10 protein-coding genes are annotated in these 18,944 nt (G+C 41.5%); 7 read left to right on the top strand and 3 right to left on the bottom strand.

Features of this window, described 5'->3' with window-relative positions; translation table 11 throughout:
* Positions 1–3: 3 nt before the first annotated feature.
* Positions 4–3,342, top strand: coding sequence for an FG-GAP repeat domain-containing protein (locus AC1DQW_RS24975; protein ID WP_477456537.1), 3,339 nt, complete (start codon positions 4–6; stop codon positions 3,340–3,342).
* A gap of 7 nt (positions 3,343–3,349) precedes the next feature.
* Here the strand turns inward: AC1DQW_RS24975 and AC1DQW_RS24970 are convergent, their stop codons facing one another.
* Complete coding sequence (locus AC1DQW_RS24970; protein WP_477456536.1) at positions 3,350–4,279, bottom strand: GyrI-like domain-containing protein; 930 nt, start codon at positions 4,277–4,279, stop codon at positions 3,350–3,352.
* An 827-nt stretch (positions 4,280–5,106) separates the two neighbouring features.
* Between AC1DQW_RS24970 and tnpA the strand changes: the two genes are divergently transcribed.
* The 3 genes from tnpA to AC1DQW_RS24955 all read left to right on the top strand — a co-directional run bounded on the left by tnpA (position 5,107) and on the right by AC1DQW_RS24955 (position 9,939).
* Entirely contained in the window at positions 5,107–5,574 is a 468-nt protein-coding gene (gene tnpA / locus AC1DQW_RS24965) for an IS200/IS605 family transposase (RefSeq protein WP_477456535.1), read from the top strand.
* A gap of 606 nt (positions 5,575–6,180) precedes the next feature.
* Positions 6,181–7,509, top strand: coding sequence for a vanadium-dependent haloperoxidase (locus AC1DQW_RS24960; RefSeq protein ID WP_477456534.1), 1,329 nt, complete (start codon positions 6,181–6,183; stop codon positions 7,507–7,509).
* Positions 7,510–7,899: 390 nt separating this feature from the next.
* Complete coding sequence (locus AC1DQW_RS24955) at positions 7,900–9,939, top strand: glycosyl hydrolase family 95 catalytic domain-containing protein (protein ID WP_477456533.1); 2,040 nt, start codon at positions 7,900–7,902, stop codon at positions 9,937–9,939.
* Between the two features lie 138 nt (positions 9,940–10,077).
* Here AC1DQW_RS24955 and treA read toward each other — a convergent pair whose 3' ends face one another.
* Entirely contained in the window at positions 10,078–11,670 is a 1,593-nt protein-coding gene (gene treA, locus AC1DQW_RS24950; RefSeq protein ID WP_477456532.1) for an alpha,alpha-trehalase TreA, read from the bottom strand.
* Positions 11,671–12,023: 353 nt separating this feature from the next.
* Between treA and AC1DQW_RS24945 the strand changes: the two genes are divergently transcribed.
* The 3 genes from AC1DQW_RS24945 to AC1DQW_RS24935 are packed head-to-tail and all read left to right on the top strand — an operon-like array spanning position 12,024 to position 17,862.
* Positions 12,024–13,232, top strand: a complete 1,209-nt coding sequence (locus tag AC1DQW_RS24945; RefSeq protein WP_477456531.1) for an efflux RND transporter periplasmic adaptor subunit — start codon at positions 12,024–12,026, stop codon at positions 13,230–13,232.
* Positions 13,233–13,272: 40 nt separating this feature from the next.
* Positions 13,273–16,437, top strand: coding sequence for an efflux RND transporter permease subunit (locus AC1DQW_RS24940; protein ID WP_477456530.1), 3,165 nt, complete (start codon positions 13,273–13,275; stop codon positions 16,435–16,437).
* Positions 16,438–16,455: 18 nt separating this feature from the next.
* Positions 16,456–17,862: an efflux transporter outer membrane subunit gene (locus tag AC1DQW_RS24935; RefSeq protein ID WP_477456529.1), complete on the top strand. Its 1,407-nt coding sequence runs from the start codon at positions 16,456–16,458 to the stop codon at positions 17,860–17,862.
* Positions 17,863–17,976: 114 nt separating this feature from the next.
* Here the strand turns inward: AC1DQW_RS24935 and AC1DQW_RS24930 are convergent, their stop codons facing one another.
* A complete protein-coding gene (locus tag AC1DQW_RS24930; RefSeq protein WP_477456528.1) occupies positions 17,977–18,138 on the bottom strand; it encodes a hypothetical protein in 162 nt (53 codons plus the stop codon).
* Between the last annotated feature and the right edge of the window lie 806 nt (positions 18,139–18,944).

Raw genomic sequence — 18,944 nt, 5'->3', positions numbered from 1 at the left:
GAGATGTCGCTACTTACAAAATATATACCTGTACCGATGAAATTGCTTTGCTTCCTGTTTTTTATCGGGATTATTTGCCTGGGTGCCTGCAAACCTAAAAAGACCGGCGATGGGGCTTTTAAATTACTATCTGCAGATGAAACAGGAATAGGCTTTGTAAACAAAAATATTGTATCAGATTCTGTAAATATTTTAGATTACCTGTATTTCTACAACGGTGCAGGCGTAGCCGCGGCCGATTTTAATAACGATGGGCTACAGGATCTGTATTTTGTATCAAACCAGGGAGAGAATAAGCTTTATTTAAATAAAGGCGGTTTAAAGTTTGAGGACATAACGGCTAAAGCGGGCCTTGCCGGTACTGGCAACTGGAAAACAGGTGTTACCGTAGTTGATATCAATGGCGATGGCTTAAAGGATATTTATGTATCTGCAGTATCGGGTTACAAAACATTTAAGGGCAAAAATCAACTCTACATCAACAACGGCAATCTTACCTTTACAGAAAGCGCTGCCAAATATGGGCTCGATTTCGCAGGTCTGTCAACACAGGTTTCGTTTTTTGATTATGATAAGGATGGCGACCTGGATATGTTCCTGCTCACCTCATCTGTACATAGTAACGATACCTACGGCGATTCTACCTTAAGATTTAAATACAGCCATGATGCCGGCGATCACCTTTTCCGTAACGATGGCGGGCATTTTACAGATGTTACCCAAAAATCGGGTATTTATAGCGCCCCCATAGGCTACGGGCTTGGCCTCAGCATCGGCGATCTGAACAATGATGGCTGGGATGATATTTATGTAAGTAACGATTTTTTTGAACAGGATTATTATTACATCAACCAGCACGACGGTACTTTTAAAGAACAGCTTAAAAGCGCTTTTGGCCATACCAGCCTGTTTTCCATGKGGAATGCCATCAGCGATATCAATAAAGATGGTCATTTGGATGTGCTCACCACAGATATGCTGCCCGAGGATATTAAAGCATTACGATCAACCATAAATGACGAGCCATTGGATATTTATAACCAGGAAGTTAACGCGGGTTATTATTACCAGTATTCAAAAAACTGCCTGCAGTTAAATGTAGCAAACGGGAGCAAGTTTGTTGATATGGGCTTATACAGCGGTGTATCAGCTACCGATTGGACGTGGTCGCCCCTGGTGCAGGACTTTGATATGGATGGCCGTAAGGATCTTTTTTTCTCCAACGGGATAAAAAAGCGGCTCAACGATATGGATTATCTTAAATACCTGGGCAATCCGGGTGTAATGCAGGAGTATCAAACCAGCCGTGTTTTTGATAAAGATAAAATCAACATGATGCCCGATGGCGCGGTGCACAACTTTTTTTATCACGGGGATGATCTGCTTAAGTTTACCGATGCTTCATTTACGAATGATATGCAAAAGCCGTCAATCTCGGCGGGCTCGGTAGCGGTCGACCTGGATAACGACGGCGACCTGGAAATAGTAACCAATAACATGGATGAGCCGGCTTACCTGTATAAAAATACCACTATGGAAACCCGTAAGGATGATAAACCGGGCTTTTTAAAGTACGCTGTTAAGTATATCAAAGCTAACCCGGATGGTATCGGGACTAAGTTTTTCCTTAAATCGGGCAAGCAGCTTGACCACCAGGAAATTCAAACCAGTAGCGCTTATGAAAGCAACCTGAGTAACGAGCTGATTTTTACCTTTTTACCTGGCGATAAGCCTGCTGAACTTTTAGTGGTATGGCCCGATAATAGCTGGCAGATAGTAAAGAATTTTAAGCCAGGTGCAAAAACAACAATCACTTATGATCGTAAACAGGTACAGTCGGCGGATAATATTTCATCAGTAATAAATGCTTTCATCAGCAATAAAAAGCAATTTGATTATAAACCTGTGCAGGCTAAACTTTTGGCCAGTGTAAAAACTTTTGATACGCCCGACTTCAATTATTATTCGTTGTTGCCGCATACCTATTTGTTGCACACCCCCGCTATTGCAGTAGCAGATGTTAATGGAGATGGCTATGACGATATTTATTTAGGTGGCTTTACAGGCGAGGACAGATACCTGCTTGCCGGAAATAGGACAGGAGGGTACGATAAGGTAAAAGTGGCCGGATTTGAAAAGTTTAACGAATATGGGGATGAGCAGGCAGTTTGGACCGATGTAAATAATGATGGCAAGCCCGATCTGGTTATCATTAGCGCCAATCACCCGTTTTTGGATGATGACAAAAGATTGCCGCCACGCTTATATATCAATAAGGGAAATTTTCAGTTTGAGTATAAGGCGCTGCCAAAAATTGCTAATCAAACTTCAAAAATTGCTGTGTTTGATTTTAACGGAGATGGGTTGAACGATATATTATTAACAGGAAGCACATCATATAAAGATTATACTGCTAAAGTACCATCAGTTATTTTGATAAATAAAGGTAACGGTAATTTCGATGTTAGCCATGATAAGACCTATGATGAAATTACAGCTATTCAATACATAACAAGCATCACCACAGCCGATATTGACCATAACGGCAAGGCCGACCTGGTAATAACTGCCGAGTGGCAGCCTATTCAGATCTTTTTAAATGATGGCAAAAAACTCAATAAATTTTCTTCCGGCGTGTTGGATAATGAAAAGGGCTGGTGGCAATCGGCATTAATTACAGATATGGATGGCGATGGTAAAGCCGACCTGGTAGCAGGTAACTGGGGTACAAACAATAAATATAATGTAGCACCAGATCAATCGCTGTATGCTTACAATACCGACCTGGATAAAGATGGTAAAAATGATTTTATACTATCCTATTTTATTAAAGGACAATATTATCCTTTCAGACCAAAGAATGACCTGGAACAGGAACTGCCTTATCTGAAAAAAGAGTGGCTCAGTTATCAAAAAATGGCCGATAAAACCACGTCCGAGATCTTCAAAGATAAACTGGATGATAATAACCGGTTAAGCGCAAACCAGTTTAATAGCATTTTTGTGAGCGATGTGTTGCATGCTGCTACATTTAAAGAATTGCCATACCTGTACCAACAGGCCCCCATCCGGTCTATTATCCAGGCAGATGATAAAACAGAGGATGTATTGCTTAACGGCAACTTTTGGGGTGTTGTACCTTACGAAGGTAAATATGATGCTTTGGGTTTAGTTGGTTTGCATTATAACAAACAGCAAAAACAGTTTTCGCCCCCTGGATATCTGATTAACGCGGCCTTTAATTTCCAGGAACTGCCATATATTTCAACCATAAAACGTGCCGGATCAACGGATTATATTATTGTTACTTATGATGGTAAGGTAATGCTGGTTACCAAATAGTATTAGCTTAAAAAATAGGGGCGTATATTTTGGTCACCCATTTCGATGTGTCTTTTTCAACAGCTCTGTCGGTGATCAATGATTCAAAAGGCATGGCCGGCGCTGTTAAATTATGATCTTTCATGTAAGCTTTAACTGCACTAAAAGCGTCATTTATAGTATTGGGGCCACCTTTTACATCTGCTACCAACAAATTTGCTCCTACTACCAGGTTGTTAATTAATGATTTCTGATCTGGCTTAATTGTTTTATTGATAGGGAGCGCAACAGTAACCTGGTGCTCTTTATCATCAACCTTTGTAACATTAAGCATAGGAAAGTTGGTTAATACTACGCCTTTAGTTTTAGCCTGTAACTTTAGGCTGTTAACTGTTTCATAAATGGTTTGCACATCCGGATAGTTAACAGAACTTGTGATGGCAGTAAGCAATACGTGATCCTTTATTTTTTCTATATAAATTTTATAACCATATGCTTTTTTCTCATCCTCCAAAAACGATTTGAGGTGTTTTAAAATTTCAGCTGTTTTGGCTTTAAGAGCCTGGGCGTTTAAATAATATTTAACCCTTTGAAAAGGATTAAGGCTGTTTTGTATTTTAGTGTGCCAGGTTATTTTCACAGCAAAATCATCAGCCAGATAACTGATCTCGCTATTGAGTTTTAAATTGCCCCGTTGCAAAGTAACATGTGCACCGCTGTTGGTGGTTTCGCTGATATAAAAATGGATGCCCTCGTAATCAAACCGGTTGTTATTGATCTTGGCGCCGGGCCACCATTTTTCCCATTGTTCCCGGTGGGTTAAAAACTTAGCAGCGATGGCGTCAGATGCATCAATGTTAAGCTGGTTATTAATTGTTAAGGTAGACGGGATTATTAAATATATTGCTGCTATAATAGCCGCAGTAACTGCTAAAAGTATAAGTACAATTCTCTTCATTTTGGTTCAGTGGGGGCGTAAATTTAAGAATACCAACGACATTTTTGCATTGCTGATAGAAATAAGCCAGTGCAAAAACATTTAAATAAATCAGGTAATTTAGATGGTGGAATAGGCAAACAAGTTTTTTATAAATAATGCGGAATCCCTGCTCCGTAGAAGCACCAGCTTTGCAGAATGTTATAAATAATGCAGCCTCTCTGCTCCAGCGAAGCAGCAGCTTTATAGAAAGATTGTCCTGAATAAGCATATTGAATAGTGGTGCTCCTCTGGAGCACAAAACGTCGTTGTCCTGTCTGCTACAAAGCTTTTGCTCCTCTGGAGCAGCTCTATGCTGCGTTCCCGCTCTGGAGAAGCAATGGCTTTGTGGACTTTTTATAAATAATGTGGAGTTCCTGCTCTGGAGGAGCCGCAGCTTTGTAGGATTTTTATAAATAATGTGGAGTTCTTGCTCCGGCGGAGCAACAGCTTTGTAGAAAAAATATATGTTCGATTTTAGAGCTCCAGCGGAGCTCAACTTAATATTAATGCGGAGTTCCTGCTCCGAAGAAGTGGCAGCTTTGTAGGATTTTTATAAATAATGCTGAGTTCTTGCTCCGGTGGAGCAAAAGCTTTGTAGAAGAAATATATGTTTGATTTTAGAGCTCCAGCGGTGCTCAATTTATTGAATATTAATGCGGAGTTCCTGCTCCGGAGAAACCGCAGCTTTGTAGAATTTTTAAATAATGCAGAGTTCCTGCTCCAGAGGAGCAGTAGCTTTGTAGAAAAAAAATATAAATTTGATTTTAGAGCTCCAGTGGAGCTCGACTTATTGAATATTACCCGCTATGTCTGTCAACAATACCTATACACAACTCTACATTCATTTTGTATTTGCTGTGAAATACCGCGCCGCATTGCTTGTTGAAGATTGGGACGAACGCTTAAGGCTTTATATGACTGCAATTGTTCAAAACAATGGACATAAGATGATAGCCATTAATAACATGCCCGATCATATGCATCTGTTTATTGGTTTAAACCCCAAACAATCCATTTCCGATTTAATGAGAGTGGTAAAGAGCGATTCATCCGAATGGGTAAATAAGGAGAATTTAACCATCGGCAAATTTCAGTGGCAACATGGATATGGGGCTTTCAGCCATAGCCGGTCGGAGGTTGACAATGTGGTGAAGTATATTTTAAATCAAAAGGAACATCATCAGGAGAAATCGTTTTTAGTTGAATATAAACAATTGTTAAAACGCTTTGATATTCCATATGAAGAACAATACATTTTCAAACTGCCCGAATAAACTTCTCCGATAGGGTTGTGCTCCGCTGGAGCACACAATTTCTGCTTCCATTTTTTCTACAAAGCTATTGCTCCCCTGGAGCAGCTCTGAACAATTTTTTTGCACGTGAAATTGAAATAAGCCAATGCAAAAACATTTAAATAAATCATTTAGTTCAGATAGTGGAATGTATGTAAACAAGTGGAATTTTTAAGAATAATGCTGCGTTCGTGCTCCAGAGGAGCAGCAGCTTTGTAGAATTTTTATGAATAATGCTGCGTTCGTGCTCCAGGGGAGCAGCAGCTTTGTAGAATTTTTATGAATAATGCGTAGTTCCTGCTCCGGCGGAGCAGCAGCTTTGCAGAAAAAAATATAAATGTGATTTTAAAGCTCCAGCGGAGCTCTACTTATTGAATATTACTCCGTATGTCTGTCACAATACCTATATACAACTCTACTGTAGCTCCTGCTTCATAGGAGCAATAGCTTTGTGGACCCTATGTCAAAAAACAAAAATTTATATGCTGATGGATATCGTAAAAAAGCCTATATTGGCTGTTGATCCAATATAAAAACCAGCGGATTTTGCCCCGATATTCCGTTTGCTTTTAACCTATGTTTAAAATTATGAGACTCTTTCTATTTTGTATTGCAGGGATGTTATTTTTATTCGCCTCCTGTAAAAAGCCCGACTACCAAAAAGTTTTGCATGATCCTGAATTGTACCGCGTTACAGTAAAAAAACTGAATGATATTGTGTTGGAAAACAACTTTCCGCCGGTTACAGCTTCGCGTAATTATGTGTATGCCAACATAGCTGCCTACCAGGTTATCGCCGCAGGCGACCCCAAGCATTTCAGGTTGTTATCGGGGCAGATAAAACACCTGCCACCAACACCGTTAGCATCAAAAGATACCGCTGTTGATTACCAGTTTGCATCCTTATTGGCATTTTGTTATGTGGGTAATGCGGTAACGTTTCCGGAAGGAAGTATGGATCAGTATGTTGATGGCTTAAAACAAAAGGCTAAAGACGCCGGCATGCCCGATGATTTGTTTGAGGGATCGGTAAATTATGCTAATAAAGTAGCTAAATTTATTATGAAGTGGAGCAAGGGCGATAACTATTTAAAAACCCGGTCGGCAAGTAAATATACTGTAAAGCAGCAGGATGGCCGCTGGATCCCGACACCACCCATGTACGCCCAGGCTTTAGAGGCGCATTGGGGCGAGATAAGGCCCATGATACTTGATTCCACCGCTCAATTTATACCGCCAGATCCGCCGGTGTTCGATATAAAAAACAAGAATAGTAAATTTTACCTGCAGGCTGTGGAGGTAAAACAAACGGTTGACAGCCTTACCAAAGAGCAAAAACACGAGGCCGATTTTTGGGATGATAATGCCTTTAAGCTCAATGTAGTGGGTCACGCTATGTTTGCCACTAAAAAGTTTTCGCCGGGAGGCCACTGGATGAATATTACCGGTACGGTAACACGGGCCAAAAAGCTTGATTTTAATACCACCGTTAGTGTATACGCCGAAACAGCCATTGCTTTGTTTGATGGCTTTATCAATTGCTGGTATTTAAAGTACCGGTCAAACTATGTAAGGCCCGAAACGGTAATCATCAAGTACATTAATGCCGACTGGCGCCCATACATCCAAACACCGCCATTTCCTGAATACAGCAGCGGGCACGCGGTAATATCATCGGCGGCTGCCGAAGTGCTTACCAGCAGGTTTGGTGGTAATTTTGCCTATACAGATTCATCCGAAATGGAATTTGGGATTGCCCCCTTATCTTTTAAATCTTTTAGAGAGGCGGCAAAATCGGCCGCAATGTCCAGGGTTTACGGTGGTATCCACTTTAAAAATGCCTGCATAACAGGCAATAAACAAGGGGCCGAAATAGGACAGCTGGTAGCGAAAAAGCTTCAACTGGAAATTAAATAGTTAAAGATCAATTAATTGAAAGCTGTCGATTTTATTTAATAATGTTTTTAAACGTACGTGAAACATATATTCTGCTTACCACATGATTTGCAAAAAAAAACTTTTTGTCATGCTGAACGCAGTGAAGTATCTATTATTCGCCATGCTTCTTCGCCCTGTACAGTCTGGGAATGGATCCTTCACTGCGTTACGCATGACGTGTTTTAAAAAAAAACTTTTTGTCATCCTGAACGGAGTGAAGGATCTATTCTCCACCATGCTTCTTCACCCTGTACAGTCTGCGAATAGATCCTTCACTCCGTTCAGGATGACAAACCTTTTAAAACCTCAGAATCTCCGGGTTTTACCCGCAATGAAGGCCCATTTATTTATTATTAAACCGTATTTTATATGAAAAGACTATCAAAATGGTTTTTATTGCTAACCTTATGTACTCCATTTATAGTAAACGCTCAAACTATTGATCCATGGACTGTTAAGGCCGACAAAATAGACCCGGCCAACTATTACGGGATCACTGTAGCCAATGGGATGATCGGTATTGTATCGGCCCCCGAGCCTTTTAAGGTAAAAAATGTGGTATTAGCCGGTGCTTATGACCTTTATGGCCGTGGCCGGGTTAGCAATTTTTTAAACAGCTTTAACCTGCTCAATATGTACCTGGAGATTGATGGTAAACGTATTGACGCAAAAAACATCAGTAATTTTAAACAGGAGCTGGATATGCATCATGCCGCGTTTACCACCACATTTGATTACGGTGATAAGGCTACTATAAAATATACCTATTATTCCCTGCGCCAGCTGCCATTCACTGTTTTGATGGATGTATCGGTTACAGCCAAAAAGGCAATCAACATTACATCGGCAAGCGTGATGGAAGCGCCCGACGCGTTGAAGGAGGTACAGAACTATTACAATGAAATTGATCGCCCGCATGTTACCATCAGCCTTTTAACATCAACTGCAAAAAGCCCAACAGGTAAAATGCAGCTATGCGCTTCCACCTCGTTTTTGTTTAATGAACCGCATGGGCAGGAACCCCGCATTATTCACGAAATGTGGGATAATAACATGCACCTGATGAAATTCAACAAAGCTGTTGCCGCGGGCGAAACTTATAAATACGCAGTTACTGGTTCATCAATAACATCTGCCCACCATGCCGATCCCTTGAACGAGGCCGAGCGCCTTACAATTTTTGCCAAACTGGAAGGGCGCGATCGCCTGATAAAATTTCATAACAAAGCCTGGGATGATTTGTGGGCCAGTGATATTCAAATTGAGGGCGATGCCCAGGCGCAGCAGGATGTGCACAGTATGCTTTATCACCTGTACTCATTCTCGCGTGCAGGTGCAGCTTATTCACCTTCACCGATGGGGCTTTCGGGCCTGGGTTATAATGGCCACGTTTTTTGGGATAGCGATATTTGGATGTACCCTGCCATGCTGGTACTACACCCCGAAATTGCTAAATCAATGGTCGAATATAGGTTTGAACGACTGGATGCTGCCCGTAAAAATGCGTTTTCGCATGGTTTCAAAGGGGCTATGTTTCCGTGGGAAAGTGCTGATAGCGGGGTAGAGGAAACACCGGTTTGGGCATTGAGCGGCCCGTTTGAACACCATATAACTGCCGACGTTGCCCTGGCTGCATGGAATTATTATTGTGTAACGCAGGACAAACAATGGCTGCGCGAAAAAGGCTGGCCCATACTATCTGCAACTGCCGATTTTTGGGCAAGCAGGGTGGAACGCAATGGCCCGGGCCGGTATGACATTAAAAATGTGGTAGCTGCTGACGAGTGGGCCGAAAACATTGATAACAATGCTTTTACCAATGCCGCTGCAAAGGCCAACCTGCAAAACGCGACCGCGGCTGCTAAAATATTGGGCGAGAAAGCTGATGCCGACTGGCAGGTAGTTGCCCAGAATATCCCGATCCTTAAACTGGATAATGGCGTAACCCGCGAGCATGCCAGCTATAACGGCGAAGGCATAAAACAAGCCGACGTAAATCTGCTGGCCTATCCGCTAAAAACAATAACAGATCCTGCTCAAATAAAAAAGGACCTGGAATATTATGAAACCCGCATACCAAACGAAGGAACGCCTGCTATGACGCAAGCTGTTTTTGCTTTACTATATGCACGTATAGGTAATGGCGATAAAGCTTACCATTTTTTTAAGGACGCTTATGAGCCAAACCTTAATCCGCCATTTAGGGTTATTGCGGAGACTAAGGAAGGTACAAACCCCTATTTTGCCACAGGTGCAGGTGGTATCATTCAAAGTTTACTAATGGGTTTCGGCGGCTTGGATATCACACCGACCGGTATTGTACAGGTTAAAAGCAAACTGCCATCCAATTGGAAGTCATTAAAAATTACCGGTGTCGGGGTAAACAAGCAGAACTATACTATTAAATAAGAGTCTTTTTAAATTTATAAATACTTAGGAAGTTTTAAAACTTCTTAAGTATGGTTTATGGCAGCTATTCTTCTCATAATCCGTCGCTGAATTTTGCAATTCAGGACTATTAAGCCACAGAAGTTTTTGATGCGAAGTTCAATTCTGATTCTCTGGCAATCCCTTTGATTCCTGCGCCGGGTCAAAATGGTAACGGTTTATAAGATGGAGCAATACCCCGTTGGTCCAGCCAAAACCATCCTGAAGAGGGTACTCGCCGCCGCCGGCTGTTAATTTGGTATCAACCACATTATACTTCTCCAACAGTTTGCCGGTTTGCTTAAACACACGGATGTTTAGCCTTAACCAACGGGTAGCAATTTCTTTTGCCAGGGCGTTGTAATGGTAATTTTCTAAACCATCAATGGCCATGTATTGTAAAGGTGCCCAGCCGTTGGGTGCATCCCATTGCTGGCCCGAAAAATTAAGTGTAGTAACCAGTCCGCCCGGTTTCAGGAAATTGTTTTTTAATCCTTCGGCTACAAGTCTGGCTTGTTCCTTTGTAGCAATTTTAAATTCCAGCGGGAATTCGGCTGCAAGGGTAGGCACTGTTGATAATTGCTTTAGCTGCAGGTTATAATCATCAAACCAGCCGATTTTTGGGTTCCAGCAGTATTTTAATATCGCTTTTTTCCGTTTATCAGCTTTTGCCTGGTATAACCTGGATAGTTTTAAATTACCGCTTTGCTGGTAGCTGTGAGCAATGGTAAGTTCGAGGTTATAGATCAAACAATTCAAATCAACAGGGATAAGATCAGTTGTTTGTATTGTGGCAAGCTTGCCCGATGCATCAAACCAGCGGGTACTAAAATCCCACCCGGAAGCCGCTGCGGCTCTTATATTGTGATAGAATTGAGGCAGAGGTTCTTTGGTTTCTTTGGCGGCATCTACATCTTTTACGTATGATTCTTCCCTGGGCTGGTCGCTTTCATCCCAGTAACGGTTCATGAGTTCGCCGCCGCGCATCCGTGCTGCCCTGTGGGTAGCGGCGTTTGCTTTTAAATTGGCAGATCCCAGCATCCAGTAATTGTATTCCTTGATTAGCTGCGGCCTGAACTGGTTTAATACCTGTTTGCCTTCATTTTTGGCCAGCAGGTTTACCATCATGGCAAAAAATGGCGGCTGCGAGCGGGTAAGGTAATAGCTGCGGTTGCCGTTGGGGATAAAGCCGTATTTATCAATAAGATAAGCGAAGTTCTCCACCATATTGTGGATCACTTTAACCTGGTGACTTTCCTGCAACCCCAGCATGGTAAAATAAGAATCCCAGTAATAGATCTCCCTGAAACGACCGCCGGGAACTATGTATGGGTTAGGCAGTGCCAATGTTGATGAGTTTGGCTTTGCTTCATCGGGCCGCCGCTGTAAAACCTGCCACAAGGTATCAATATGTTTACGGATCCCAGCCTCTATATCAGTTTGGAAAGCATTATGGGAGATAGGCATATCAAAGTTTGCCAACACAAATGCCTTCAGATCAAATCCCGGCTTGTTCTTTTGTTCATGATATGCTTTCATGATTAATGCCGGATTTTGCCTGGGTACGGCATCCACAAAAGTTTTATTATCCGGAAATATGTTTGATAATTGTACAGCCTCAAACAAGCCGGGGTATTGTTGCCGCGGAGTTAAAATTTGCGATTTAACACCCAGCGTGAAAAATAAAAATGCAAGTAAAAAAAATCTCCTCATTATCTTTTTGGTGTACCTTTTACAGGATAAGGTAATTGGTTTATAATAGTGTATAAATCTAATATTTTTTGAAAGAAATGTAGGTTAAATCTTAATAATTCTCTCCCGTTTTTGATATAATAACACATAGATATGGGGACTTACAAGCTATTATAAATTCAATATACATGATCGATACAAGCCTGCTGCATGGGCTATGTTGGATGGGGTAATTTTAATTTGTCTTTAATTTAAAAGCATAAAATTTTCCATCGGGTGTAACAATAACACCTACTTAAACATCTATATAAAAATTATATCCGAATTTAGCGGCTGCTATGCTGTGCCCGGTATTGCTGATGATTTAACTAATAATGATGCTTTTTATCCTGTCTTCTAAAAAATATAATTCAAAACGCTTAACAATTGTTCAGGGAGTTTTAATAGCGGTAATTTTTGCTGCAATTTTTTCATCCTGTGGCGATATAAATAAACAGGCTGCCGCAAACCAGGCTCCGCAGGTTTTGGATTACAAAGTAATGCAATTGCAACCCCGTTCGGCAACTTTAAATGTTGATTATCCGGCAAGTATCCAGGGGCAGCAAAATATCGAGATTAGGCCCAAAGTTGATGGTTATGTGGAGAAAATCTATGTGGATGAAGGCTCCGTTGTAACCAAAGGTCAATTGCTGTTTAAAATAAATGCGCCGCAATATGAGCAGGAGGTACGCACCGCCGAAGCCGGTATTAAAACTGCCGAAGCCGACCTGAGCCTGGCCAGGATGCAGGTAAATAAAGTAAAACCACTGGTTGAGAAGGATATTATCAGCCATTATGAATTGGAATCGGCAGAATATACGCAGCAATCAAAAGCAGCAGCGCTGGCACAGGCCAAAGCTGCTTTGGTAAATGCTAAAGTGAATTTGGGATACACCACTATCACCAGCCCGGTAAACGGAGTTATTGGCTCCTTACCTTATAAACTGGGTAGCCTGGTAACCAGCAGCACAACAGACCCGCTTACTACTGTTTACAATACATCAAATATTTACGCCTACTTTGCCTTAAACGAAAAGCAATTGCTTGATTTTAGCAGGGATAGTACAAATAACACATCTTTTAAGACCAAATTGAGTAAGCTGCCGGCCGTAGCGCTGATATTGCCGGATGGTACTACTTATGAGCATTTTGGTAAGGTTGAAACCGTGAACGGTTTGATAAATACCGCCACTGGTGCTGCCAATGTACGCGCCGATTTTGCCAACCCACGCGGCCTGATCCGCAGTGGCAGCAGCGCCGTGGTGCGGATTCCAAAGGTGGTTAAATCAGCATTGCTGGTTCCGCAAAGTGCAACTTATGAGCTTCAGGATAAACGTTTTGTGTATGTTGTAGATGATCAGCATAAAATAAAAAATGTGGCCATTAATGTGATGGATAACACTGCCGATAAGTTTTATGTAATTACTGACGGACTTAAAGCCGGCGACAAAATTATACTGGAAAGCTCGGGTAACTTACAGGATGGTACCGTTATTAAACCAAATGAAGTTAATGCTGCTTCGGTTTACGGCAATCTTAAATAATACGTATTTCTACCTTTTCAATCATCACTAAAGCAATATTATGCTTAAAAAATTTATAGAACGCCCAGTACTATCAACCGTTATTTCTGTATTGCTGTTGATACTGGGTATTTTAGGGCTCATTAATCTCCCCATTTCACAATACCCTGATATTGCACCACCCACCGTTCAGGTGGAGGCTTATTATAGTGGCGCCAATGCCGATGTAGTACTTAAAAGTGTTATTATCCCGATGGAAGAACAGATCAACGGGGTGGAGAACATGACTTACATGACTTCATCTGCCAGTAATGATGGTTCGGCGTCTATCACAGTTTATTTTAAGGTTGGTACTAACCCGGATCTCGCTGCTGTAAACGTGCAGAACCGGGTATCAAGGGCTACAAGTTTGCTGCCGTTGGTGGTAACTCAATCTGGTGTCACGGTTGCAAAAAGCCAGAGCAGTAACCTCATCATTTTTTCGTTATACAGCGAAAATAAAACTTACGATGAAACATTTTTGCAAAATTATGCCAAGATAAACCTGGTGCCGCAAATACAACGCGTAACGGGTGTGGGGAATGCCAATGTTTTTGGATCCCGGGATTATTCGATGCGGATCTGGCTGAAACCCGATGTAATGTCGAGGTATAATCTTATTCCTGATGATATTACCGAGGCACTTAATGAACAGAATATTGAGGCTGCACCCGGTAAGTTTGGCGAAAATAGCAACCAATCATTTCAGTACGTTATAAGGTACAAAGGGCGGCTTAAAACAGCTGCAGAGTTTGGTAATATCATTATTAAATCGGTAGGGAATGGTCAGTTATTGCGCTTAAATGATGTGGCGCGTGTTGAAATGGGGTCACTGGATTATTCTTTTGATATTCAAACCAACAGCTTGCCATCGGTAGGCGTGGCTATTAGCCAAACCGCCGGCTCAAATGCCCGCGATGTGATCAATGAATCTAAAAAGATACTAGAAGCTGCTGCCGAAAAGTTTCCTAAAGGGATGAAGATCACCTACCTGGTTGATGCCAATAATTTCCTCGATGCCTCGATTGAGAAGGTGATAAGCACTTTGATTGAAGCATTTATACTTGTATTTATTGTGGTATTTGTGTTTCTACAGGATTTCAGATCTACATTGATCCCTGCCATTGCAGTTCCGGTGGCCATTGTGGGAACTTTCTTTTTCCTCAACCTTTTTGGTTTTACCATTAATTTGCTTACGTTATTTGCATTGGTGTTGGCAATTGGTATTGTGGTAGATGATGCCATTGTGGTGGTTGAGGCCGTGCATGCCAAGCTGGATTTGGGCTATAAATCGGCCCGAAAAGCATCTATTGATGCAATGAACGAGATCTCAGGAGCCATAGTTTCTATTACCCTGGTAATGTCGGCAGTATTTTTACCTGTAACATTTATTTCCGGGTCAACTGGGGTTTTTTATAAGCAGTTTGGTATTACGCTGGCGGTTGCTATTCTACTTTCGGCAGTAAACGCTTTAACATTGAGCCCTGCTTTGTGTGCCTTGTTTTTAAAACCCCATGAAAAGGGAACAAAAAAGCATGGCTTTCTCAATCATTTTTACGTAGTATTTAATGCTTCTTTTGATGCAGTAACAGGTAAATATAAAAAATCGGTAAACTTTTTAGCTCATAGAAAATGGATAGCCCTTGCTGCCGTGGCCGTTTTTTCGGCGGTTCTGATTTATTTGGTTAAAACAACACCATCAAGCTTTGTGCCTAATGAAGACCAGGGGACGGTTTTTGCGGCTATCAGCCTGCCGCCTGCATCATCAATGGAACGTACAGAGGCAGTTGCCAGTAAGATCGATAGTATCGGTCATACTTTTCCGGCGGTTGTAAACACGCTTAAACTGGTTGGCTTTAACTTTATTGCAGGATCTGGAAGTGCATACGCCATGGTGATCATGAAGCTGAAGGGCTGGGACGAACGTAAAGATAAAAGTGAAAGCCTTCAAAGTATTATCGGTCAGCTATCAGCCAAAACCAGTGGTTTAAGGGAAGCCAACGTTTTTTATTTTTCGCCGCCAACTTTACAAGGTTTTGGTAACAGTGATGGTTTTGAATTTCAATTGCAGGATAAAGGAGGCCATTCGATTGATGAATTGTTTAAAGTGAGTAACAACTTCCAGGCGGTTCTTAAAAAACGCAAGGAGATACAAAGTTTAAATTCATCCTTTAACCCCAACTTTCCACAATTCCAGGTGGATGTAAATGTGGCTAAATGTAAGGAGGCTGGTGTAACGGTAAATTCGGTGTTAAATACACTGCAGGGATATTATGGCGGCTTATATGCTTCAAATTTTAACCAGTTTGGTAAGCAATACCGTGTAATGGTGCAAGCCGATTATGATTACCGGGCCAATGAAATAGGTTTAAGTAAAATATTTGTACGTAACAGCGCTGGTACCATGGCACCTATCACTTCATTTATAACTTTGAAAAGAGTGTTCGGTCCGGAGTCGATTTCAAGGTTTAACTTGTTTACGGCTATATCTGTTTCCGGCTCGCCTAATCCGGGTTATAGCACCGGGGATGCTATCAAGGCAATAAAAGAGGTAGCACAGCAAACCTTACCGGCTGGTTACGATTTTGAGTTCTCTGGTCTTACCCGCGAAGAATTGAGCACAGGGACACAATCGGCCTATATATTTATCCTTTGCCTGGTGTTTGTATACTTTTTATTGAGCGCTCAATATGAAAGTTACATCCTGCCGTTCGCGGTGTTGCTTTCTTTGCCCGTGGGTTTGGCGGGTACTTACCTGTTTGCCCGGATCTTTGGTATAGGGAGTAACATTTATCTGCAGATCTCGCTCATTATGCTCATTGGATTGCTGGCTAAAAATGCTATCCTGATTGTAGAGTTCGCTTTAGACAGGCGTAGGGCCGGGATGGATCTGGTACCTGCCGCCATTGCTGGCGCCGAAGCCCGTTTACGACCGATCCTGATGACCTCTTTTGCCTTCATTTTTGGTATAATGCCGTTGATGGTTTCAACAGGGGCCGGGGCTAACGGCAACAGATCGATAGGTACAGGTGCTGTAGGAGGGATGTTTGTAGGTACAGTGTTTGGGGTATTTGTGATCCCGGTATTGTTCATCATATTTCAGCACCTGCAGGAAAAAGTAAGCGGTAAACGAAAATACGATGAGGATGATGAAAATGATGAAGCAGTAATAACTCCTGCTAACTAATTCATTAAAAGGTGTAACATGAACAAATTCAGTTTTAAATATATATTGCTTTTTACGCTATTATTCGGTGTGCTGTCCTCCTGTAAAATCACCAAAACTTACAACCGCCCAACTGTGAGTACAAACGGACTTTATCGCGATCAGCAATTAAATGATACAGCAACAATAGCAGCAATGCCGTGGCAGAGCCTGTTTGCCGATACTATATTGAGATCACTGATACAGGAAGGATTGAACAATAACCTCGATCTTAAAACCGCCGTCCAGAGAATCGTAGAGGCACAGGCAACATTACAGCAAAGCAAGGCCGCATTTTATCCATCCTTAAGCGGTAATGCAGGCGTAACCAGGTCTAAGCAGTCTTCGGCCGGCTTAAATTATCCTGCCGGGGTAAGCATCAATACTTTAACTACCAATTACCAGGCTGGTATAACATCCTCATGGGAAGCCGATGTTTGGGGTAAATTAAGCAGTACCAAACGGGCAGCCCTTGCTAATTTTTTGCAAACTGATGCAGCTAAAAGAGCTGTACAAACTCAATTAATTGCAGATATAGCAAATAATTATTTTACACTATTGGCCCTGGATAAACAACTAGAGATCACTCTTGAAACCCTGAAAAACAGGATAAAAGATGTGGAAACCATGAAAGAGCTAAAAGCCGGGGCGGTAGTAACCGGCGCCGCCGTAGTGCAAAGTGAGGCCAACCGTTACGCAGCAGAGGTTTCTATCCCGGATTTGAAACGCAGCATTCGTGAAACGGAGAACGTTTTAGATATATTACTTTCAAGGCCGCCCGGACCGATTAACCGCAGTAATTTGATGAGCCAGAAAATAGTAGCTGAATTACAGACTGGTATACCGGCGCAACTGCTTAACAACCGCCCCGATGTACAGCAAAGCGAATATTCCTTTAGGGCAGCTTTTGAAAATACCAATGTTGCCAAAGCTTATTTTTATCCATCATTTACCATAACTGCTTCGGGAGGTTTATCCACATTGCAGTTAAAAGATTTTTTTGTCAATTCTATATTCTATAACATAGCCGCAGGCTTAACGCAGCCCATTTTTAACCAGGGACTAAATAAAGCGCGACTGCGTACTGCACAAGCCCAGCAACAGGAGGCCTTAAATAGTTTTCAAAAAACGCTGCTTGTTGCAGGACAGGAAGTTTCAAATGCGCTATATGCACAGCAAACGGCTTTAGAAAAACAGGATGCGCGCAATAAGCAGATCATAGCCCTGCAAAAGGCCGTTGATTATACCCAGGAGCTGTTAAGGTATAGTTCGGCTACTAATTATACAGATGTATTAACATCGGAGCAAAACCTGCTATCTGCCCAACTAAGTGGAGTTAACGATAGGTTACAGGAATTACAGGCAGTAGTGAACCTTTATCGTGCTTTGGGTGGTGGATGGAAGTGATATGCCTGATTTTATTATCTCCAGCGTATTTTAAACTTCGTTATGCTTTTTTTCGGACTGATAGAAATTATGATCTGCTAATTTCTGTCTGTAAAAAACTACACTAATAAATAATTAGGCAATAAAGCCGGTAAATTGAGGGATTCTATCCCGGTTATTGTCTGTTAAGCGGGTATGAATAGCTTTTAGTGTAACAGCCTTTTTTGTAATGAGGTCAAAAATGGTATTTCTGACACTTTTAAGAGGTTGATTGATATTAATGTGTACTATTTTCATACTTACAGGTAAACCAATTTCATGCCAGCTATTCACTTTAATGGAATAACAGGTTATACTATATATAATAAAGGTATCCAGCCGGGGCTTATTGTTATTAAATTAGCCTAAGGGCTGAGCGGGAATTTATTTTAAATTCTTAACTCTTTTGTGGGATATTCGTCGTTAGCTAAAAAGTATTTTCATCCTGAGGCTGCTTCGGCTTATAACTTTCCGGCGACTTAATTTGAGTTGTCAGTTCAGGAGTGGTTTTTTTAAATTTTTCGTTCTGATAATTAACATCTTATGCACAGGTGTTGGTAAAATAGGAGAATAGGTTTGCAGGAGTGTAAAAAGTGGCTACCTTTGCAGCCCGCAAATAAGGAAGCGGGATTGTTCTTAGAAAGGTTAATTGAAGCGGGTTTTTGGAGGCAGGATAAAGCGGAAAAGGCGGAGAAAAAAGAAACTCAAAAAAACTTCAGATAAATTTTCGGAAAGTCAAAAAGTTTGCTACTTTTGCACCCCGCAACGGGGATAGAGAAAAGGGTAGTTGAGCGGTTCAAAACTTAGGATTTCGAAAGAAAAAATAAAAAAAATAAGTTTTGGAAAATAGGAAAAGGTTTCTACCTTTGCAGACCCAAACGGAAGGGTGCTTGAGAGAGCGAAAGAAGTTGAGTCTGAGCAAATCAGGCGATAAGAAAAGAGGGAAGAAAGTTAGCTTGGGTTAACGAGTAATCAAAAGGGTTTGAGAGCGATTCCCAGACTTACAAAAATGACAAATCAGACAAGGCAACTTGTAAAGATTATATAGCGGAACCGTGACGGGG

It is taken from the genome of Mucilaginibacter sp. P5_A4 (assembly GCF_056400605.1).
Note: the sequence above shows the minus strand (reverse complement) of the source record. Positions and strands in the feature narration are given on the sequence as shown.